Source organism: Arthrobacter sp. AOP36-F1-5, assembly GCF_058137995.1.
This window is the reverse complement of record NZ_CM176892.1, coordinates 2,893,508-2,913,848: the sequence shown is the minus strand read 5'-3', so window position 1 is coordinate 2,913,848 and position 20,341 is coordinate 2,893,508. Positions and strand designations below refer to the sequence as shown.

24 protein-coding genes are annotated in these 20,341 nt (G+C 66.9%); 17 read left to right on the top strand and 7 right to left on the bottom strand.

What is annotated here, in order from left to right; translation table 11 throughout:
- The first annotated feature begins 17 nt into the window (after positions 1-17).
- From gdhA to AC3ZI9_RS13370, 4 genes are all read left to right on the top strand, one after another.
- Entirely contained in the window at positions 18-1,358 is a 1,341-nt protein-coding gene (gdhA, locus tag AC3ZI9_RS13385) for an NADP-specific glutamate dehydrogenase (RefSeq protein WP_444553367.1), read from the top strand.
- Between the two features lie 89 nt (positions 1,359-1,447).
- Positions 1,448-1,999, top strand: coding sequence for a flavin reductase family protein (locus AC3ZI9_RS13380; RefSeq protein ID WP_444553366.1), 552 nt, complete (start codon positions 1,448-1,450; stop codon positions 1,997-1,999).
- 206 nt (positions 2,000-2,205) lie between these two features.
- Entirely contained in the window at positions 2,206-2,418 is a 213-nt protein-coding gene (locus tag AC3ZI9_RS13375; protein WP_444553365.1) for a helix-turn-helix domain-containing protein, read from the top strand.
- Between the two features lie 127 nt (positions 2,419-2,545).
- Positions 2,546-2,644, top strand: a complete 99-nt coding sequence (locus AC3ZI9_RS13370; RefSeq protein WP_003792170.1) for a 30S ribosomal protein bS22 — start codon at positions 2,546-2,548, stop codon at positions 2,642-2,644.
- A gap of 118 nt (positions 2,645-2,762) precedes the next feature.
- Here AC3ZI9_RS13370 and AC3ZI9_RS13365 read toward each other — a convergent pair whose 3' ends face one another.
- A complete protein-coding gene (locus AC3ZI9_RS13365) occupies positions 2,763-3,581 on the bottom strand; it encodes an HAD family hydrolase (protein WP_444553364.1) in 819 nt (272 codons plus the stop codon).
- A gap of 102 nt (positions 3,582-3,683) precedes the next feature.
- Here AC3ZI9_RS13365 and AC3ZI9_RS13360 point away from each other — a divergent pair, with 102 nt between their 5' ends.
- Both AC3ZI9_RS13360 and AC3ZI9_RS13355 read left to right on the top strand, forming a co-directional pair.
- Complete coding sequence (locus AC3ZI9_RS13360) at positions 3,684-3,938, top strand: glutaredoxin family protein (protein WP_444553363.1); 255 nt, start codon at positions 3,684-3,686, stop codon at positions 3,936-3,938.
- Between the two features lie 5 nt (positions 3,939-3,943).
- Complete coding sequence (locus AC3ZI9_RS13355; protein WP_444561114.1) at positions 3,944-4,591, top strand: redox-sensing transcriptional repressor Rex; 648 nt, start codon at positions 3,944-3,946, stop codon at positions 4,589-4,591.
- 6 nt (positions 4,592-4,597) lie between these two features.
- On the opposite strand, the gene AC3ZI9_RS13350 is transcribed toward AC3ZI9_RS13355, so the two are convergent.
- Positions 4,598-5,440, bottom strand: coding sequence for a hypothetical protein (locus AC3ZI9_RS13350; RefSeq protein WP_444553362.1), 843 nt, complete (start codon positions 5,438-5,440; stop codon positions 4,598-4,600).
- A gap of 172 nt (positions 5,441-5,612) precedes the next feature.
- Between AC3ZI9_RS13350 and AC3ZI9_RS13345 the strand changes: the two genes are divergently transcribed.
- The 6 genes from AC3ZI9_RS13345 (at position 5,613) to AC3ZI9_RS13320 (ending at position 10,866) form a co-directional block, all read left to right on the top strand.
- Entirely contained in the window at positions 5,613-6,275 is a 663-nt protein-coding gene (locus tag AC3ZI9_RS13345) for a histidine phosphatase family protein (protein ID WP_444553361.1), read from the top strand.
- A gap of 7 nt (positions 6,276-6,282) precedes the next feature.
- On the top strand, positions 6,283-6,918 hold the full coding sequence (locus AC3ZI9_RS13340) for a TlpA family protein disulfide reductase (RefSeq protein ID WP_444553360.1): 636 nt from the start codon (positions 6,283-6,285) through the stop codon (positions 6,916-6,918).
- Positions 6,915-7,709, top strand: coding sequence for a cytochrome c biogenesis CcdA family protein (locus tag AC3ZI9_RS13335; RefSeq protein WP_444553359.1), 795 nt, complete (start codon positions 6,915-6,917; stop codon positions 7,707-7,709). The genes AC3ZI9_RS13340 and AC3ZI9_RS13335 overlap by 4 nt, the downstream gene beginning before the upstream one ends.
- Complete coding sequence (resB, locus tag AC3ZI9_RS13330) at positions 7,676-9,388, top strand: cytochrome c biogenesis protein ResB (protein ID WP_489923681.1); 1,713 nt, start codon at positions 7,676-7,678, stop codon at positions 9,386-9,388. The genes AC3ZI9_RS13335 and resB overlap by 34 nt, the downstream gene beginning before the upstream one ends.
- 18 nt (positions 9,389-9,406) lie before the next feature.
- Entirely contained in the window at positions 9,407-10,468 is a 1,062-nt protein-coding gene (gene ccsB / locus AC3ZI9_RS13325) for a c-type cytochrome biogenesis protein CcsB (protein WP_444553357.1), read from the top strand.
- A 170-nt stretch (positions 10,469-10,638) separates the two neighbouring features.
- Positions 10,639-10,866: a hypothetical protein gene (locus AC3ZI9_RS13320; RefSeq protein WP_444553356.1), complete on the top strand. Its 228-nt coding sequence runs from the start codon at positions 10,639-10,641 to the stop codon at positions 10,864-10,866.
- A 34-nt stretch (positions 10,867-10,900) separates the two neighbouring features.
- Here AC3ZI9_RS13320 and AC3ZI9_RS13315 read toward each other — a convergent pair whose 3' ends face one another.
- Positions 10,901-11,326 carry a PLDc N-terminal domain-containing protein gene (locus AC3ZI9_RS13315; RefSeq protein WP_444561088.1) on the bottom strand — a complete coding sequence of 142 codons (426 nt, stop codon included), beginning with the start codon at positions 11,324-11,326 and terminating at the stop codon, positions 10,901-10,903.
- A 54-nt stretch (positions 11,327-11,380) separates the two neighbouring features.
- On the opposite strand from AC3ZI9_RS13315, the gene AC3ZI9_RS13310 reads away from it, so the two are divergent.
- Positions 11,381-11,650, top strand: a complete 270-nt coding sequence (locus AC3ZI9_RS13310; RefSeq protein ID WP_444561087.1) for a DUF4229 domain-containing protein — start codon at positions 11,381-11,383, stop codon at positions 11,648-11,650.
- Between the two features lie 11 nt (positions 11,651-11,661).
- Here the strand turns inward: AC3ZI9_RS13310 and AC3ZI9_RS13305 are convergent, their stop codons facing one another.
- From AC3ZI9_RS13305 to AC3ZI9_RS13295, 3 genes are read right to left on the bottom strand one after another with little or no spacing between them, the layout of a single operon-like run.
- Positions 11,662-12,558, bottom strand: a complete 897-nt coding sequence (locus AC3ZI9_RS13305) for a 1,4-dihydroxy-2-naphthoate polyprenyltransferase (protein ID WP_444553353.1) — start codon at positions 12,556-12,558, stop codon at positions 11,662-11,664.
- A 43-nt stretch (positions 12,559-12,601) separates the two neighbouring features.
- Entirely contained in the window at positions 12,602-13,720 is a 1,119-nt protein-coding gene (locus AC3ZI9_RS13300; RefSeq protein ID WP_444553352.1) for an AMP-binding protein, read from the bottom strand.
- Positions 13,721-13,729: 9 nt separating this feature from the next.
- On the bottom strand, positions 13,730-14,680 hold the full coding sequence (locus AC3ZI9_RS13295; protein WP_444561113.1) for a 1,4-dihydroxy-2-naphthoyl-CoA synthase: 951 nt from the start codon (positions 14,678-14,680) through the stop codon (positions 13,730-13,732).
- Between the two features lie 106 nt (positions 14,681-14,786).
- Between AC3ZI9_RS13295 and AC3ZI9_RS13290 the strand changes: the two genes are divergently transcribed.
- Positions 14,787-15,935, top strand: coding sequence for a baeRF3 domain-containing protein (locus AC3ZI9_RS13290; protein WP_444561112.1), 1,149 nt, complete (start codon positions 14,787-14,789; stop codon positions 15,933-15,935).
- Between the two features lie 32 nt (positions 15,936-15,967).
- A complete protein-coding gene (locus AC3ZI9_RS13285) occupies positions 15,968-16,513 on the top strand; it encodes an SRPBCC family protein (RefSeq protein ID WP_444561086.1) in 546 nt (181 codons plus the stop codon).
- A gap of 59 nt (positions 16,514-16,572) precedes the next feature.
- Here AC3ZI9_RS13285 and AC3ZI9_RS13280 read toward each other — a convergent pair whose 3' ends face one another.
- Positions 16,573-17,997, bottom strand: coding sequence for an MFS transporter (locus tag AC3ZI9_RS13280; RefSeq protein WP_444553350.1), 1,425 nt, complete (start codon positions 17,995-17,997; stop codon positions 16,573-16,575).
- Between the two features lie 293 nt (positions 17,998-18,290).
- On the opposite strand from AC3ZI9_RS13280, the gene AC3ZI9_RS13275 reads away from it, so the two are divergent.
- Both AC3ZI9_RS13275 and AC3ZI9_RS13270 read left to right on the top strand, forming a co-directional pair.
- Positions 18,291-19,514, top strand: a complete 1,224-nt coding sequence (locus tag AC3ZI9_RS13275; protein WP_443382424.1) for an acetyl-CoA C-acyltransferase — start codon at positions 18,291-18,293, stop codon at positions 19,512-19,514.
- Positions 19,515-19,531: 17 nt separating this feature from the next.
- Complete coding sequence (locus AC3ZI9_RS13270) at positions 19,532-20,341, top strand: enoyl-CoA hydratase/isomerase family protein (RefSeq protein WP_444561111.1); 810 nt, start codon at positions 19,532-19,534, stop codon at positions 20,339-20,341.

Here is a 20,341-nt window from a genome sequence, read left to right as displayed (position 1 = left end):
TCTTGAAGGAGTACCCCTTGGATCAGAATCTGCTCGATATCCGGGAAGACGTTTTCCACCGCAACCAGGGTGAATCCGAATTCCACCAGGCCGTGACCGAGGTGTTCGAAAGCCTCAACACCGTCATCGGCCGGCACCCCGAATACGCCGACGCCGCCATCCTGCAACGCATGTGCGAGCCCGAGCGCCAGATCATCTTCCGGGTCCCCTGGGTGGACGATGAGAGCAAGGTGCAGATCAACCGTGGCTTCCGTGTCGAATTCAACTCGGCGCTGGGCCCGTATAAGGGTGGACTGCGGTTCCATCCTTCGGTCTACCTGGGCACCGTTAAGTTCCTGGGCTTCGAGCAGGTATTCAAGAACGCACTGACCGGCATGCCGATCGGCGGCGGCAAGGGCGGCTCCGATTTCGACCCGCGCGGCAAGTCCGACGGTGAGGTCATGCGCTTTTGCCAGTCCTTCATGACCGAGCTGTACCGCCACATCGGCGAATACACCGACGTCCCGGCCGGAGACATCGGCGTGGGTGGCCGGGAGATCGGCTTCCTCTTCGGCCAGTACAAGCGCATCACCAACCGCTATGAATCGGGCGTCCTGACCGGCAAGGGCATGGGCTGGGGCGGTTCGCTGCTGCGTCCCGAAGCCACCGGCTACGGGGCCGTGCTGTTCGCCCAGGAGATGCTCAAGACTCGTGGCTCCAGCCTGGACGGGCAGCGGATGGTCGTCTCCGGCTCCGGCAACGTGGCCATCAACGCCATCGCCAAGGCGCAATCCCTGGGGGCCACCGCCGTGGCGGCCTCGGATTCCAGCGGATACATCGTCGACGAAGCCGGCATCGACGTGGAGCTGTTGCGCGAGATCAAGGAAGTCGAGCGCGGCAGGATCAGTGACTACGCGGATCGACGCGGCGGGAACGTGAAATACGTCGAGGGCGGCTGCGTCTGGGATGTGGACGCCACCGTCGTGCTGCCCGCCGCCACGCAGAACGAACTCGAGGCCAAGGATGCCAAGCGACTGGTGGAAACCGGCGTCCTGGCCGTCGCCGAGGGTGCGAACATGCCCTGCACCGCCGATGCGATCGCCATCTTCCAGGAAGCCGGGGTGCTCTTCGGCCCGGGCAAGGCAGCCAACGCCGGCGGAGTGGCGACCTCGGCCCTGGAGATGCAGCAGAATGCCAGCCGTGACTCCTGGAGTTTCGGGCATACCGAACGCCGGCTCGAAGAGATCATGGTCGGCATCCACACCACCTGTGCCACGACGGCCGATGCCTACGGTAAGCCGGGGAACTACGTGGCCGGGGCCAATATCGCCGGGTTCATGAAGGTCGCCGACGCGATGCTCGCCCTGGGAGTCATCTAGGGGCCTTGGACCGGACTGGACGGGCCGGCGATGTCCCGGGCACCGCGGTGTCCGGGACATCGTTGCGTCCGGGGTGTTTACATGGGGGGATGGAGAACACCGAAGCACTCGCCGCCCACCGCATCGACCCCGAGGCGCTCGAGCAGGACGACATCGACACCTACCGCCTGCTCGCCGGGGACATCGCCTCGGGGGCCGCAGTGGTGGCCACCCGCCGTTATGGCCGGGACATCGCCGCGACGGTCACCGGATTCCTGGACGTCTCCTACGATCCGCCCACCATGCTGGTCAGCCTCTACGCGGACGGACGCATCGGGGAGGCGGTCTCCGAGTCCGAAGGCTGGACGCTGTCGCTGTTGAACGGGGAGCACCAGGGGATCGCGAACTGGTTGGCCAGCCCCGCCAATCCCGTCCATGGCCTGTTGAGCCAGGTCCCCTTCCGGCGCGCCCCGGTCAGTGGGGCCGCAGTGATCGAGGGGGCCATCTCCTGGTTCGAGCTGAGGACGACGGCGGTGCACGAGGTGGCGACACATCTGGTGGTCGCCGGGGAGGTCGTCGCGATGGGCACCACCGACGACGACGCCGGCGCGAACGATCCACTGATCCACTTCTCCCGTGAATACCGCCATTTGCGGCGCTGACCGGCACCAGGGCTCCGAGGCGCCTGCTTCGCGCTGTCCGGGGCCTGGTCGGGGGGGAACACCGGAGGGCCGGGTTGCTGCGACGGGTTTCACAATCGCATCACCAGCCACTAGTGTGGTCTGCTAGATGGTACTGCGTACGGGTTTTTCCACGCGATGCCTTGCTGGGGTGTTCCTTTATCATCCGAACCAGGAGAATATTGCCGATGGCCGACGCTAAGAACTTTTCGAATGCGCGCTTCATGACGGTGGCGGAAGTCGCCGAGATGATGCGTGTGTCGAAAATGACTGTGTATCGCCTGGTGCATGCGGGAGACCTTCCGGCAGTTCGCTTCGGTCGTTCCTACCGCGTGCCGGAGACCGCCGTCGAGGACTACCTGAAAACCGCGCGTGTGGACGGGACGTCGGAGACCGCCTGAGGGCGTGGTCCGCACGGTCGCCTTGGGCAAGGTAAACTAGTAGGGAACATTTAACGTCCGCGATGGTTGCTGCCTGCTCCCCGCGTGGTCGTCAGCAGAAATCAATCATTAGTCTGTGAGGAACCAAATGGGCTCAGTTATCAAGAAGCGCCGCAAGCGGATGGCCAAGAAGAAGCACCGTAAACTGCTTCGTAAGACGCGCCACCAGCGTCGCAACAAGAAGTAGCACGCGGCGGGACAGGATCCCGCCCCTGATGCTTGACGGCGGGGTTCCACCTTCGGGTGGGGCCCCGCCGTCGTCATGTCCGGGCCTTGCCGGAGGCAGGGCCCGCCCCACCCGGCTCCTAGGGGCGGAAGCGTCGGCGCATCATCCGCAGGCCGCGCCAGAGCCCGTAGACGGCGCCCGAGACGGTGGCCGCCCGGATGCCGATCGTTGCCGCATGCCGTCCACGGCGGAAGTCATATACGGGCCAGTTGTGGGCCAGGGCGTGGCGGCGCAGGCGTACATCCGGGTTGATGGCCACCGGATGTCCGACGACGGTCAGCAGCGGCACGTCGTTATAGGAATCGCTGTAGGCCCAGCTGGTCGAAAGATCCAGGCCTTCGCGGGCCGCCAGCTCGGTCACGGCGGTGGCCTTGGCCGGGCCATGCAGGATCTCGCCGACCAGCCGGCCCGTATAGACCCCCTCGTGTTGGTCCACCACGGTGCCCAGCGCACCGGAAAGGCCGAGCTTGTCGGCGATCACCTCGGCCACTTCCAAGGGGGTGGCGGTGACCAGCCACACCGGCCGGCCTCCGTCCAGATGCGCCTGGGCCAGCGCCCGGGTCCCGGGCCAGATCCGGCTGGCAATGAATTCGTCGTAGATCTCGTCGCCCAGGGCGCTCATGTCATCGACCAGGATGCCGGCGGCCAGGGCCAGCGCCTGGTCCTTGATCCGGTGGACCTGCGCGAGGTCCTCGCCGCGCACCATGAAGCTGATCTGCTGCACGCCCATCCACAGGGCGTGGCGCAGGCTGAACGCCCCCCGGCTATACATCTTCCGGGCCACGGCGAACAGACTGGCCCCGCGCATCATGGTGTTGTCGACGTCGAAGAAGGCGGCGGCATGCCCGGGGGATGGTGGGGCTGCCGGTACATGGGCGGCTCGGGGCTGCTCTGGCATCTGGATAGTCTATCCACCGAGACGGGCCACGCGAGCGGTGCCGTGCGTCACGGGGAGGATCGTTTCTGCCCGGCCGAGGGGGAGTAACGGTAGGTTTGGAGTATGGATTCTTCGCTTCAACCACCCCGGGTCAGGCTCTTGAGCCGGACCGGATGCCACCTCTGCGGGGCCGCCCGCGCCACCGTCCAGACGGTGACGGCACGGCATGGAGTCGCGTGGGACGAGGTCCTCATCGATGACGATCCGGCCCTGATGCAGCAATTCGGCGAAGAGGTGCCGGTGCTGTTGGTGGATGGGGTGCAACGCGATTTCTGGGTCATTGATGCGGATCGGCTCGAGAAGTTGATCAGTGCGTGAATCCGATGGAAAAGGCACTTCCCGAGGCGACGCTGAGTCGCATGACCGGCTATCTGCGCGCCCTGGAGGCCATGCGTGAGGTCGGTCGCCCGACGATCTCCTCGGAGGTCCTGGCCGCCGCCGCCGGAGTGAATTCCGCGATCCTGCGCAAGGACCTCTCGCTGTTGGGGACCTTCGGGACCCGGGGCGTCGGGTATCGGATCGAGGTGTTGGCCGAGACCATTTCCGAGACCCTGGGGTTGGAACGGGATTGGCGGGTCGGCATCCTCGGTGCCGGCAACCTGGGCCGCGCCTTGGCCGGCTATGCCGGTTTCCATGAAGGCGGGTTCAGCATCCAAGCGGTCTTCGACATCGCCGAAACCGTCATTGGCGATGCCGTGGGCGGGCTGGCGGTCCGTCCGGTGGGTGAACTGGCTGCGGCCACGGCCGAACTGGGGTTGAACATGGCCGTGCTGGCCGTCCCCGGACCGGCGGCCCAGGAACTCTGCGACCGGGTCGTCGGTGCCGGGATCACCAACATCCTCAGTTTCGCCCCGGTGATCCTCCAGGTTCCCGAGGGCATCCACATGCGCCGGGTGGACATGGCCCGGGAACTGCAGATCCTGGCCTACCACGCAGGCTTCGGGGCGGGCCGCCCGGCAGACCAGGACTGAGGGCTGCTAGCGGAAGCCGCCCCGCTTACGCTGGGCCATCGCCTTGACGTAGTTCGAGGAGGGCGTCAGCCAGGCCAGGACGATGCCGGCCACGCCGAGCAGGATCACCAGGAGCGAGATCGGATCCGACGGGGTGAACAACCCGAACAGGGAGATCGCCGCTAGGACGGTGCCGGTGATGCGGGCCCCGTTGCTGCCCTTGCGGATGAAGCTGGCGATCAGCGCGTAGACCCCGGCCACGACCACCATCATGATCAGGACGACGACCTTCAGGGCGCTGATCATCGATTCGAGGTCGATCCCGGCGTCGTCGAGCTGCTGCTGGGTCTCGGGACCCTGCTGCGCGATGGCTTCGCGGATGGCCTCAACGACCATGGCGTTCGGCAGGAAGATCAGGATCAGCGCCTGCACCAGGGTGATGATCCCGGCGCCAATGATCAACCAGAATGCCGCCTTGAGCTGTTTCGGGGGTGCCGGCCGCGTGCCGGGAGTTCCCCCGAAGCCCGCTGCCCCACCGTCCGGCTGCTGGCCGTAACCGTAGCCATAGGGGGAGGGGGCGGGATTCGCATGGCCCTGTCCCACCGGGGGCAGGTTCGGCTGACCGGGCTGGCCGTAGCCCGGAGGCAGGCCCGCCCCCGGCTGCCCGGAGGAACCGGGGCCCTGGGTGCCCTGGCCGTACTGGCCCGGCTGGCCCGGAGGGTTCTGGCCGTATTGGGGGGACCCGGTGGCGTCGGCCCCGGTCTCGGGCAGGCGTTGTCCGAACTGCGGGGGACCGGGAACCGGGGGAGTGGTGCCGTCGTTGGTGGCATCCGGGTCCTGCTGCGGGTCCTCGGGGGTGGGGGTGCTCATCGTCTGTCCTCCATTGGTGTTGCGTACGGTGGGCCCAGCTCCCAGACTAATGCGCCCGACCCCTGTCGGGGCATCATCACGAAGGCTGACACTATGCGCCCGCGAGGGATGCGTGAAGTGGATCACCGTCCCCCTTTTAGGCGACGCCGCAAAGGTTTGAGACACTAGATGCATGCCTGTCGCCACCGTCCACCTGCTCCGCCATGGGGAGGTCCACAACCCGGACAAGGTGCTCTATGGCCGGTTGCCCGGATTCCGCCTCTCCGATCTCGGCCGCACCATGGCGGATCGTGCCGCGGAGTACTTCGTGGCCCAGCGCGACGCCGGCGCGTCAATCGTGCATCTGGCGGCCTCGCCACTGGTCAGGGCCCAGGAAACGGCCGAGCCGACGTCCAAGGCCCTGGGCCTGCAGATCGCCACCGATGATCGACTGATCGAAGGCGGAAACCATTTCGAGGGACTCTCCGGAGTCAAGGGGCAGCTGCGCAACCCGCGGCACTGGCCCTACCTCATCAACCCGTTGCGTCCGTCCTGGGGGGAGCCCTACCGGGTCCAGGTCGAGCGCATGATGGCCGCGGTGAAGGATCACCGCGACCGGGCCGTTTCACTCGGCGGCCCCGGAGCCCAAGCCGTGCTGGTCAGCCACCAGCTACCCATTTGGGTGACGCGCCTGGCCGCCGAAAACAAGCACCTGTGGCATGACCCCCGGAAGCGGCAATGCACGCTCACGTCGGTCACCAGCCTGGATTTTGAGGGGGAACGGCTCGTTGCCGTTCGTTATACCGAACCCTGCGCTGACCTGCTGGCCAACGCGGCTAACATCCCCGGAGCCTGAAGAACACATGCCGTCCCATCCGTCCCGCCTGTCCGATTCACCGTTTCCCGCCCGACGACACGTCCTGCGCTCCGCCGCGCTCTTCGCCGCCGTCCTGCCGCTGGCCGCCTGCGCCGCGACCGAGGACCCGCTGGCGGAACAGGCCAAGGCCGGCAACGGGAAGAACTACATTGCCGGGGACGGTTCCGTCCAGGAATACGACCAGGCAAGCCGCGGGAAACCTGTGGAACTGGACGGCACGACGTACGAGGGCAAAACCATTGACTCGGCGCAGCTCAAGGACCAGATCACCGTCCTGAACTTCTGGTATGCCGCCTGCGCCCCGTGCCGGCTCGAGGCGCCGCATCTGGCCAAACTGAGCAAGGCCTTCAAATCCAAGGGCGTGCAGTTCTACGGGGTGAACGTCCGTGATGGCCAGGACACGGCGCACGCGTTCGAACGCACCTTCAAGATCGACTACCCCTCGATGCCCGACGCCGACGGATCGATCCTGCTCTCGATGACCGAATACGTCCCCCCGCAGGCCGTGCCCACCACGCTGGTGCTTGATCGCCAGGGCCGGGTGGCGGCCCGCCTGCTGGGTGAAGCCGATGAGTCCACGCTGAAGGCACTGATCTCCGACCTGGTCTCCGAGTCCGCGTGATCGCCGGGCTCGTCACTGCCCTTCCGGCGCTGGGCGTCCAGGGCAACCCCTTCGCCGAGGCCGTCCAGGACGGCTCGCTGCTGCTCTCGATCCCGGTGGCCGTCCTCGCCGGGCTCGTCTCCTTCCTATCGCCCTGCGTCCTGCCGTTGGTTCCCGGGTTCCTGGGCTATGTGACCGGGCTGACCGGGGCGGATCTGGCCGAACAGAAACGGGGCCGGATGGTCACCGGCATCGGGTTGTTCGTCCTCGGCTTCAGCGTGGTCTTCATGCTCATCGGGATCGTCTTCACCAAGGCGACCGTCTGGCTGGCCCGGGACGGGGACTGGGTCACCCAGGCCCTGGGCCTGGTGGTCATCGTCATGGGCATCGTGTTCATGGGCGGATTCTCCTGGTTCCAGCGTGATCGCAAGATCCACCACCGGCCCCCGGCAGGTCTCTGGGGTGCCCCCGTGCTGGGCATGACGTTCGGTCTGGGATGGGCCCCATGCATCGGGCCCACCCTGTCCGCAGTGCTGATCATGAGTACCGGTCCCGACGCGAATGTGGCCCGCGGTGCCCTGCTGACCTTCACCTACTGCCTGGGCCTGGGGGTGCCGTTCCTGCTCATCGCCCTGGGATTCAGGAGGGCCGCGGGGACGTTGGCCTTCTTCAAGCGCCACCAGGTGGCCGTCATGCGCGCCGGCGGCCTCCTGCTCATCCTGTTGGGCCTCGTGATGGTCACGGGGCTGTGGGGTGAATGGGTCGTGCAACTGCAAACATGGTTCGCCAACGAGATAAGGTTGCCGATTTGATGGCCCTGAACAGCAAGTCCAATCACGCATCTTCGGGTTCCGCGGGCGGGAAGAACCCCCGGGGAGGCCGCAAGCCCGAGGTGGCGGTACCGTCCCTGGGGCCCTGGGGCATGGTGAGGTGGGCCTGGACCCAGCTGACCAGCATGCGTACCGCCTTGTTCCTGCTCCTGTTGCTGGCCGTGGCCACCGTGCCGGGATCGCTGTTCCCGCAGCGCCCGGTGAACCCGACGGAGGTCACCGCCTACCTGGAGAACAAGCCGGTGCTGGGGGAATGGCTCGATACCTTCCAGCTCTTCGACGTGTTCTCCTCCGTCTGGTTCTCCGCGATCTACCTGCTGCTGTTCATCTCGTTGATCGGCTGTGTCTTTCCCCGGGCGAAGAAGCACTACAAGACCTTGCGCACCCCGCCACCGCGTACCCCGGCCCGGCTGTCGCGGCTCCCCGAGAACGGGAGCTTCGAACTGGCCGACGATCCGGCCGCCCGCAGCGACGGGGAGGTCCTCGACCGCTCCGCCGCCCTGCTGCGCAAACGCGGTTACCGGGTCGAGAAACGTCCCGGGGGCACGACGCCGTCGGTGGCCGCCGAACGCGGCTACGTCCGTGAAATCGGGAACCTGGTCTTCCACTTCTCGCTCATCGGCGTCTTGGCCTCCGTCGCGATCGGTGGGGTCTACGGGTACACCGGCCAGCGGATCGTCGTGGAGGGTGAGTCCTTCGTGAACACGCTGGTCTCCTACGACTCCTTCAATCCCGGAACCGGTTTCAAGGAAGGCTCGCTGAGCCCCTTCTCCGTCGCTCTGGACGACTTCGATGTCACCTACGACCGCGAATCGACCACACACTTCGGCCAGCCCATCGACTTCCATGCCCAGGTCACCACGTCCGAACCCGGCCAGAAGCCACGGAAGCAGGATCTGCGCGTGAACCATCCGCTGCGGATCGGTGGCACCGCCGTCTATCTGGTGGGCAACGGGTACGCCCCGGACATCGTCGTGCACGACGGCAACGGCAAGGTGGCCTACTCCGGCCCGGTGGTGGCGGTGCCGCAGGACGAGGTCTTCACCTCCCTGCTGGTCCTGAAGGTCCCCGACGCGGCCCCCGACCAGCTCGGTTTCGTCGGCCTGTTCCTCCCCACGGCGGGGATCACCGCCGAGGGGGTGGGGGTCTCCCTGGATCCGAGCCCGACGGAACCGCAACTGCAGCTGAACTCCTACTACGGTGACCTCGGTCTGGACTCCGGGGATCCACAGAACGTCTTCGTCCTGGACACCGACGACCTGAACGAACTGAACAGCAGGAAGCTGGACGCCGGCGGCCTGGTCGTCAATGCCGGCCAGACGGTGGAACTGCCCCAGGACAAGGGCACGATCACCTTCAAGGGCATCAAACGCTACGCCGCCCTGGACGTCCACCACGATCCGGGCAAGCTGCCGGTGGGCATCTTCGCCGCCTTGGCCCTGATGGGTCTGGCCGTTTCCCTGTTCACCCCCCGCCGGCGTGCCTGGATCAAGGTGCACCCCGCCGCGGGCGAATCGGGTGGCTCCGGGGAAAAGAGTGGGCGTATCATCGAATACGGAGTGCTCGCCCGTGGCGAGGACCCGCGTGTACGGCAGGAAGCCCGGGAGATTCGCACACTTCTTGAGCGTGAATTCACCGGCACCGACCGGACCGAAGTTTAGGAGACAGAGGAAAAACGCATGCCCACGATCAACGAAAACCTCGGCGCCTACAGCGACCTCTTCATGCTGCTGGCGGCCATGGCCTACGCCATTGCCTTCATCGCCTTCGCCTGGGATCTGGCCAAATCGAGCCGCACCATCCGTGAACTCGAATCGGGCCTGCTGGCCGAGGAGGCCAAGCAGCTGGCCATGGCCGGTGCCGCCGGAACGGGATCCGCACGTGGCGCCGCCGCGACCAGCGCTCCTGCTGGTCCGCATGCCCCCGCCGAAGACGATGGCCTGCTGGTCAACGAATCGATGAACTACACCCGGGATGCCGGCAAGCGCACGGCAGCCCGCATCGGAGTCTCGGTGGCCTGGATCGGCGTACTGATCCACGGGTTCGCCGTCGTCTCCCGCGCCATCGCTGCCGGCCGGGTGCCGTGGGGGAACATGTATGAATTCCTCACCACCGGCGCCTTCCTGGTGGCTGCGGTGTTCCTGGTCGTGCTGCTGCGCAAGGACCTGCGCTTCATGGGGACCTTCGTCATCGGCCTGGTGACGTTGATGCTGTGTGCCGCGACGATGGGCTTCCCCACCCCGGTCGCGCATCTGGTCCCGGCGTTGCAGAGCCCCTGGCTGGTCATCCACGTCTCCATTGCCGTCCTGGCCTCTTCGCTGTTCACGATCACCTTCGCGTTGAGCGTCCTGCAGCTGATGCAGGCAGACCGCCAATCGAAGCTGGCCGCCGGCAAATCCGATAAATTGGCGTTCCTGCGTCTGGTTCCCAGCGCGGCCGCGTTGGAGAACTTCGCCTACCGGATCAACGCCGTCGCGTTCGTGATGTGGACGTTCACCCTCATCGCCGGTGCCGTCTGGGCCGAAGCCGCCTGGGGCCGTTATTGGGGCTGGGACACCAAGGAAGTCTGGACCTTCGTGATCTGGGTGGTCTTCGCCGGCTACCTGCACGCCCGGGCCACCCGTGGCTGGACCGGCACCCGGTCGGCCTGGTTGAGCATCATCGGCTACCTGTGCATCGTCTTCAACTTCACCGTGGTGAACCTGTACTTCAACGGCCTGCACTCCTACGCGGGAGTCTAGCCACCGCCGGATCCCCGAGGGGCCCGGGAGGAGACCGCAAGGTTTCCTCCCGGGCCCTCTTCGTCCAGAGGGTGGCCTCGGGACGGCAGGCGGGAGGCGGGACCGCAGGGAACGACGCAAGCCCCGGCAGTGTGCCCTCCGGCGCCCGGGCGATGACCTAGAGTGGTTTGATGCCCTCAGCCCAGGACCCCCTGCCCTTCCACCGCACTGCCATGTTGCCGCTGCTGCTGGCCATGGTCGCCATCGCGCTGGCGCTGGTTTCGACGTTCCTGGCGGCACTGGTGGCCAAGCTGGTGCTGCTGGGGCTGGCCATGCTCTTCGTGGTGGGCTGCGGTGTGAGCCTGGGGATCCTCTTCGCCCGCGTCCGGAAGGAAGCAGCAAAGCAGCCTCGCGACTGAACTGTGCAGGGCCCCTTCGGCCCGGGAAGGGTGCCTAGCTGCTCGGCGGGTTCGAGTCCTGGTCGGAGGAATGCGTCCCATCGTCATGCGGTGGGTTCTGGTTCTTCCGGGCTTGCTCCTCACGGGCCCTCAGCTCGGCCTCACGGCGACGCAGGTCCTCCTCCTTGGCGCGTTGGCGCCGTTGGGTTTCGAGGCTGCGCAGGAAGTCCGGGTCGTCGTCGGGGGCCGCCGGGCCACGGGTGGGCCGCTGGCCCTGGGAGGGGCCCGAGCCCGAGTCGTCCGGACGGCCGAGCCAGAACCATAAGAGGGCCCCGATGAGCGGAAGCAGGATGATGGCCAGGATCCACCAGGGCTTGGCGATGCTGCGCACCCGGTTCGCCGGTGTCTGCACGCACTGGATCACTGCGTAGATGGTGACGGCGAGGGCCACCAGTGCACCGAGCATCAAGTTTCTGACCATGGATCCATTGTAGTGAAGAAAACGTGCCGCTGCTCCAGCCGGTAGAATCGAAGAGTGCAGTTCCTCAAGTACTCCCTCATTCGTCTGGTCCTCTTCTTCGCGGTCTTCGCCGCCCTGTACTGGTTGTTGGGCTTTTCCCCCTGGTTGGCCGCCATCATCGCGGCCGTGATCGCCTTCTGCGTGGCCTATCTGTTCCTGAACCGGATGCGGACTGAAAGCGTCCGGCAGGTCCAGGGACGGGTGGAGGAGCTACGCCGGAACCCGGGGACCCACAAGGGGACGGTCGAACGTGAGGACGAGGACGCCGAGGACGACTTCCAGTAGTCCAGCGCGGATCAGCCCTGCTGACGGAGCACGACCGTCACGACCATGCCGATGGCGAAAAGCACGCTGTAGCCGAGGTTGATGAACCCGGTCTGCCGTAGCACCGGGATCAGGGCCGCGCGCCGACGGGTGCGCAACATGACCCAGGACGGCATCAGACACAGCGGGGCGATCAGGACGACGAGCATCAGCCAGGGGAAGTCGGCCACGACCAGCAGCGGCAGCAGCAGGGCCAGCCCCAGCATCAGCACATAGGAGATGCGGGCCCCGTCATCGCCCAGACGCACCGCCAGGGTCCTTTTGCCGACCTCGCGGTCGGTGGGGATGTCGCGCACGTTGTTGGCCATCAGCAGGGCCGTGGCGATCAATCCGGTGGCACAGGCACCGACCCAGGCGGTCGCAGGCAGTTCGAGGACCTGGGTGAACGTGGTGCCCAGGGTGGCGACGAGGCCGAAGAACAAGAAGACGAACACCTCGCCCAGGCCCTGGTAGCCGTAGGGCCGGTCCCCGCCGGTATAGCCCCAGGCCGCGAAGATCGCGGCGACCCCGACCAGCAGCAGCGGCCAGGCCTCGGACAGGACCACCAGGGCCAGCCCGGCCACCGCGGCGGCAGCGAAACAGCCGAAGGCAGCGGCCTTGACCCGGCCAGGCTTCGCCGCGCCGGAGCCGGTCAGCCGCAACGGGCCGACGCGGACGTCGTCGGTGCCGCGGATCCCGTCGGAGTAGTCGTTGGCGTAGTTCACGCCGATCTGCAGCAGCAAGGACACCAGGGCGGCCAGCCCGGCGCGGATCCAATGGACTTCGCCCGCCACCCCGAATGCCGCCGCCGTGCCGATGATGACCGGGGCGATGGCCATCGGGAGGGTGCGCAGCCGGGCGCCTTCGATCCATTGGGCGGGTGTGGCCACGGCAGGGTCCTCTCGGGTGGGTGCTGGCTGTTGGTCCAGCGTCCTATTCTCTCCCTGCCGCCGCCAACTGGGAAATTGCCGCCCGACGGTCGGGTTTGCCGCCCGGGAGGGCAGGAAGCTCGGGGACCTGCAGCAACCGGCGGGGGACGGCCGCGGGCCCCAGCGAGGACCTGACGGCATCTCGGATGGATTCTCCGGTGGCCTCCCCGGTGACCAGTGAACCGATGGCGGAGCCCCATTCGGGGTCGGGGACCCCCACCACCAGGGCGGAGCGGACCCCGGGGACCGCTTCGATGGCGGCAGCCACCGCGGCGGCGGAGATCTTCACGCCACCGGTGTTGATGACATCGTCGATGCGCCCGAGCACGTTGAGCACCCCGTCCTCGTAGCTGCCCAGGTCATCGGTGGTGAACCAGCGCCGCCCGGCGGCGTCGAGGAGGAAACGCTCGGCCGTGTGGGCGGGGTCGTCCAGGTAGCCCGCGGCCAGGACGTCCCCGCCCAGGCGGATCCTGCCGGCGGCGACGTCGAGGTGCACCCCGGGCAGCGGTTTGCCGTCGTATACGCAGCCACCGCAGGTCTCGGTCATCCCATAGGTCCGCACGATGTTCAGGCCGTGGGAGCGGGCGCTGGAACGCAACGATTCCGAGGCGGCCCCGCCGCCGAGCAGGATCGTGTTGAACCGACGCAGCACCGCGATGGTTTCCGGTGCCGGATCCTCCAGCAGGCGGGCCAGCTGGGTGGGCACCAAGGAGGTCAGGCGCACCTTGTCGGTCAGCTCGCCCGCGGCAGCGGTGAAGGCCTGGGCAGTGAACGAGCCGGCCAGGTCCATGGCCCAGGGACGGGTTCCTGCGTAGAGGCTGCGCGTGAGCACCGCCAAGCCGGCGACGTAGTGCACGGGCAGGGCCAGCAACCACTGTCCTTCGGTGCCCAGATGTTCGGCGGCGGCCATGGACGAGGCCGCCAGGGAATCCGTGGGCAGCACGGTGCGTTTCGGTGTCCCCGTGGAACCAGAGGTCCGGACGACGGCGGCGGTGCCCTCCGGGACGTCCTGCGGGGTGTCGATCCGGTGGCTGCCCGCTGCCTCGCCGGGCAGGATCTCGACCGCCGGCCCCTCGTCGTTCAGGGTCGCGGCGAGGGCCTTCAGGATCTCTGCGATGTCCATCCCGGGCTCCTAGAAGTAGTAGGGGTGCGAGGACCAGTCGGGTTCGCGTTTGGCCAAGAAGGCATCCCGGCCTTCCACGGCCTCATCGGTCATGTAGGCCAGGCGGGTGGCCTCCCCGGCGAAGACCTGTTGGCCGGCCAGCCCGTCGTCGGCCAGGTTGAAGGCGAATTTGAGCATCCGGATCGCCTGCGGTGACTGGCGGGCGATATCGGCCGCATATTCCAGGGCGACCTCCTCGAGGCGCTCATGGTCCACCGCCTCGTTGACGGCTCCCATCGAGACCATGTCCTCGGCGGAATATTCGCGGGCCAGGAAGAAGATGCCGCGGGCATTCTTCTGGCCGACCTGCCGGGCCAACAAGGTCGAACCGTAGCCGGCGTCGAAGGAGCCGACCGTGGCGTCGGTCTGCTTGAACTTGCCGTGCTCACGGGAGGCGATGGTCAGGTCGGAGACCACGTGCAACGAGTGGCCGCCGCCGGCCGCCCACCCGTTGACGACGGCGATGACGACCTTGGGCATGGTGCGCATCAGCCGTTGGACCTCGAGGATGTGCAGGCGCCCGGCCCGGGCCGGGTCGATCGACTCGGCGGTCTCGCCGCCGGCGTAGCGGTAGCCGTCCCGGCCACGGATGCGCTGGTCCCCACCGGAGCAGAAGGAGTGGCCCCCGTCCTTGGCGGAGGGGCCGTTGCCGGTCAGCAGCACGGTGGCCACATCGGAGGTCATGCGGGCATGATCGAGGGCCCTGAAGAGTTCATCGACGGTTCCGGGGCGGAAGGCGTTGCGCACCTCGGGCCGGTCGAAGGCGATGCGTACGGCGGGCAGATCACGGAGGATCCTGCCCTGGGCATCGCGTTCCACCTGCCGATGGTAGGTGATGTCCTCGAAATCGAAACCCTCCACGACCCGCCAGCGGGTGGGGTCGAAGAGATCGGATACCTGGGGTGGAAGCACGTTTTCAATCACGCCCACGAGTCTAGCGCCAGCAGGGTCGTGGACCTCGTCCGGGCGGGTTTTTCGACACCCTGTAGAATGAAGTGTCCACTGGAATCAGGAGGACACGTTGGAAATGATCACCCGTGCCGATCTACCGTTCTTGGCTGAAGCCGATACGGCGGCACTGCATATCTCGATGTTCATGCCCACCCACCGCTTCGGCGACCAGTCCCGGGCGGACCAGCTGCGTTGGAAGAACCTGCTCAGCGCGCTCGAGGAATCCCTGGAAGGGCGTCTACGCCCGGCCGAAATCGACGACCTGCTCGCCCCTGCCAGGCAGCTGCGTGACGATGCCTGGGCTTGGCAGCACATGAGCGACGGGGTCGCATTATTCATGCGGCCGGGGTGGCACGCCAGCTACCGGGTGCCGTATTCCGTCCCCGAATTCTCCACGGTCGGTGACCGGCTGGTGCTGGGGCCGCTGTTCCGGCTGCTCTCGGGCGATGAACAATTCCTGCTGTTGGCCGTCAGCCAACGCAACCTGCGCCTGCTGGAGGGCGACCGCCAGCAGGTGGCCGAACTCGAGCTGAACGGGGTGCCCACTGCCCTGCGCGACGTCGTCGAGGCCCAGGAACCCCGGTCGGACACGATGGCCCGGCCGGCTGCCGACGCCGGAACCAAGGGCGGTTCGGCCGTGTTCTACGGCCACGGTGCCGCCGATGAACACTTCAAGAAGAACGAAGTGACACGGTTCGTGCGTGAAGCCGCCAGCGGGTTGCGTCCGCTGCTGTTCGAACGCGGACTGCCCCTGGTGCTTGTGGGCCCCGATCTGCTCGTGAGAGAATATCGGGGCGCCGGGGACTATCCCCACATCCTGGACGACGCCGTGATCCGCAACCCGGACCCTCTGTCCTCCGGTGAATTGCATCGGCTGGCCTGGCCCGTCATCGAAGACCGGTTGCGTGCCGAGAGGTCGAAGCTGATCGAGCAGTTCCGTTCCCTCCATGGGACCGGAAGGGTCTCCAGCGATCGTGCCGAGATCCATGAAGCCGCCCTGCACGGGCGGATCGAGACCCTGTTCATCCAGGCCGATCCGTGGTGCTGGGAGCAGGCTGCTTCCGGACCCCACACCATCGTGGCGCTGGGACGGGACGACCGGTATGCCGGCTGCGAGCAGATCGAGGCGGCAGCGGTCGCCACGATGGGCAGCGGGGGACTGGTCCATGCCAGTTCGGAACCGGCCGACCCGGACAGCCCGATCTCCGCGATCTTCAGGTACTGAACACCGCGGGGGTAGGGCGGTAGGCTCCGAGGATGGAATCGTTGCGAACCCAACAGGATGTCAACGCCACCGCGGATGTGGTGTGGAGTGTGCTGCAGGACGGTGCCCAGTACTGCCGCTGGGTCCCCGGGGTCGAGCACGTCGATGGAGGCATCCAGGACGGCCAGTCCATCACGCTGCTCGGCCCGGAGGGCCAGGACAGCACCCGGATGCAGGTCACCACGGCCACGAACCGCCGGAGCATGACCTGGCGGACGGGCCCCGGGTGGGGATTGGACGCTTCGGAGATCACCTTCGAACTGGCCGAGACCGAATTCGGGTGCACGGTGGTGCTCGACCGCCGGGACTCGGGGCTCCTGCACGGCCTGCTGGGGGACGACGAGGAGGACCCCAAGGCCCGGCTCGACGAACTGGCCAGGAACCTGGCCCAGGCCGCCGAGGCCCGGGGAGCCCATGAGGAGGTCCGGCAAAGCCCCGACGGGGATCCCGGGGAGGGCACCGGCATGGGTATCTCGGGGGCGGACGTCGAGCCGGATCCCGGCCCCGGGGTGCCGGGGCCGGACCGGGGGACTGCCTGACGACGGCGGGCCCGGAACCATCAGGATGGTTCCGGGCCCGCCGTAGTTGCCTCCAGGGCCTAGCGGGGATCCTCGGCGAGGATCCCGGTGTCGTTGGCATTCGGGGTCTCCGTGCCGCGCAGCGATGCGCCGGCGGTTTCGACCATGTAACGCACGGCGATCAGACCCACGACCGCCGCAATCATCATGTAGACGGCCGGGAAGAGCACGAATCCGGTGCTGTCGATGACCGCCTCGTTGACAATGGCCGCGGTGCCACCGAGCAACGCAGTGGCCACGTTGTAGGTGATGGCGAAGCCGGCAAAGCGGACCTGGGAGGGGAACATCGCCGGGAAGGTGGCCGTGATCGTGGCCAGCTGCGGGAGGTACAACAGACCCAGTACCGCGAAGCCGATGATGGCCAGCCCGAAGTTCTGGCCGATGAGCCAGAACATCGGTACCGGGAAGATGATCAGACCGAGGGTGGAGGCGTACCACATGGGCTTGCGACCCACCTTGTCGGAGAGGCCGCCAACGAACGGGATGACGCACATCATGGCCACCTCACCGAGGATGATGACGATCAGCGCCTGATTCGAATCCATTCCCAGCTGGCTTTCCAGATAGGTGGGCATGTAGGTGATCAAGGTGTAGTTCACCATGTTCAGGCAGGAGACCATGCCGAACATGACCAACATCGGGCGCCAGTATTGGGTGATCACGGCCTTGAGGCTGCCGCCCTCCTCCACCCCGCCGGTCTCCTCGAGCTCTTGGAACACCGGGGTGTCTTCGAGCTTATTACGCAGGTACAAACCGACCAGGCCCATCGGGAGGGCCAGCATGAACGGGATCCGCCAGCCCCAGGAATCCATGGCCGCCTCGGGGAGCACCAGTTGGAAAAGCAGCATGACGGCAGCACCGAGGGCGAAGCCGCCCAGTGTGCCGAACTCCAGGAAGGAGCCGAAGAAACCGCGCTTCTTGTCCGGGGCGTATTCGGCCATGAAGGTCGCCGCGCCGCCGTACTCGCCGCCGGTGGAGAAACCCTGCACCAGGCGCAGCAGGATCAGCAGGATCGGAGCCAGGATCCCGACCATGTCGAACGTCGGGAGCACGCCGATGAGGAACGTGGCCCCGGACATCATGAGGATGGTCAGGGTCAGGACGGTTTTGCGTCCGAGCTTGTCGCCCAGCGGGCCCCAGATGATTCCACCCAGGGGGCGCACTACGAACGAGACGGCGAAGGTGGCCAACGCCAGGATCGTTCCGTACTCCCCGGGAAAGAAATGAGCGGTGATGTAGGTCACCGCCACCGCATATACGCCGTAGTCGAACCATTCGGTCAGGTTGCCCATGGCTGAAGCCGCGGTGGCCTTGTGGATCATCGAGCGGCCCTCGGCGGTGTCAAGATCCGGGCCGATGTCCTCGGAGTAGTCGATGGGGGCCTGTGCGGTGGCGTCGGGGGTGCCCTCCGTCGAGGGGGAGTCTGTGCTGTCGTTCGGTGGCATGGGTGCCTCCCAAAATTCTTCAGCTTTCGTCGACAGGGGCCGGTTCTGAGCGCCCAGGGCGGAGGGCCGGCGACGGTCCACGATCCGGTGTCGAGCATCGGAGTCTGTCAAAGGCATCCATATTACCGGCAGGTATAAAAGCGGTCAATTTCGTCATCAGGGCCGGGGTGAGTTGACCGGTGGGATGCGGGGTGGGAATCTCTTAGTGAACGATTGGTCGGTAATTGTGTCCCGAGACGCATTCCACGGCCGGCAAAGATGCCTGAACAGAGGCCAACCGAAGAGGGGTTTTCATGTCCGAAGCATTCCTGGTGGGCGGAGCCCGCACTCCGGTCGGTCGTTATGGCGGGGCCCTGGCCTCCGTGCGTCCCGATGACCTGGCGGCGTTGACCGTCCGGGCCGCCGTCGAACGGGCCGGAGTCGATCCGGAGCTGGTGGACGAGGTCATCTTCGGCAACGCCAACGGGGCCGGGGAGGAGAACCGGAACATCGCCCGCATGGCCTGGCTGCTGGCCGGGTACCCCGATTCGGTCCCGGGGATCACCGTGAACCGGCTGTGCGCCTCGGGGATGTCCGCCATCACGATGGCCAGCCACATGATCAAGGCGGGGGCCGCCGACATCGTCGTCGCCGGTGGGGTCGAATCGATGTCCCGCGCCCCGTGGGTGATGGAGAAGCCCTCCAAGGCCTTCGCGAAGCCCGGCGCCACCTACGACACCTCGATCGGCTGGCGGTTCCCCAACCCGGCCTTCCTCTCCGGGGAGCTCTCCCGCGACGGGAAGACCACCTTCTCCATGCCCGAGACCGCCGAAGAGGTCGCCCGCGTCTTCGGCACCTCACGGGAGGATTGCGACGCCTTCGCCGTACGCTCCCACGAACGCGCCCTGGCAGCCATCGCCGCCGGCCGCTTCGCCGAGGAGATCGTTCCGGTCACCGTGACCGGGCGCAAGGGCGCCCGGACCATCGTCGATACCGATGAGGGGCCGCGCGCCGGGACCACCATGGAGGTCCTGTCCGGACTGCGCCCGGTGGTCAAGGGCGGTTCGGTCGTCACCGCAGGCAACGCCTCGACGCTCAACGACGGCGCCTCGGCGATCATCGTCGCCTCCGAGGCGGCCATCGAGAAATACGGGTTGACCCCGCGCGCCCGCATCCTCGACGGGGCCTCGGCCGGGGTGGCCCCGGAAATCATGGGGATGGGCCCGGTCCCCTCCTCCAGGAAGGTCCTCGAACGCACCGGGCATACCGTGGACGAGCTCGCCGCCGTGGAACTCAACGAGGCCTTCTCCTCCCAGTCCCTGGCCTCCATGCGCGAACTCGGCCTGGACCCCGACATCGTCAACAACGACGGCGGCGCCATCTCGCTGGGCCACCCCTTGGGCTCCTCCGGCTCCCGCATCGCCCTGACCTTGCTGGGCCGGCTGGACCGTGAAGCCTCCGCAGGGAACAAATTGGGACTGGCGACCATGTGCGTGGGCGTCGGCCAGGGAGCCGCCCTGCTCGTCGAGGGGGTCTAGTGGTGGGTGCACAAGACCTGGGTCCCCAGGAGCAGCACGACGGCGCAGCCGGGCTCGACGCCGCGGGCTTCGCCACGCTGATCGTCACCGAGGCAGCCGACCGGATCACCGTCCGGCTGCACCGCCCGGAGGTCCGCAACGCCATCGACCAGACGATGGTCGATGAACTCCATGCGGTCTGCAGCCATCTGGAGGCCTCCCCGAAGATCCTCATCCTTTCGGGGACCCCCTCGGATCCGGAGACCGGGGCCAAGGGCATCTTCGCCTCCGGCGCCGATATCGCCCAATTGCGCCAACGCCGCCGCGAAGACGCCCTGGCCGGGATCAACTCCTCGCTCTTCGAGCGGATCGCCCGGTTGCCGATGCCCGTCATTGCCGCCCTGGACGGTTACGCGCTCGGTGGGGGTGCCGAGCTGGCCTACGCCGCCGACTTCAGGATCGGCACCGAGGCCCTGCGGATGGGCAACCCCGAAACGAATCTGGGCATCATGGCAGCCGCCGGGGCCACCTGGCGGTTGAAGGAGCTCGTCGGGGAGCCGATGGCCAAACAGATCCTGCTCGCCGGGAAGGTGCTCACCGGAGAGGACTGCCTGAAGGTGGGTTTGATCGGCGAACTGGTCGGCTCGGCCGAACTGGGCGGTGCCGCCGAGGGGCTGGCGGACCGGATCGGCGCCCAGGACCCATTGGCGGTCAGGGTCACCAAGGCCGTGTTCCACACCCCGCGGGAAGCCCACCCGGTGATCGACACCCTGGCCCAGTCGATGCTCTTTGAGTCAGAAGCCAAATTCGACCGCATGCAGGCATTCCTCGACAGGAAGAAGAAGTAA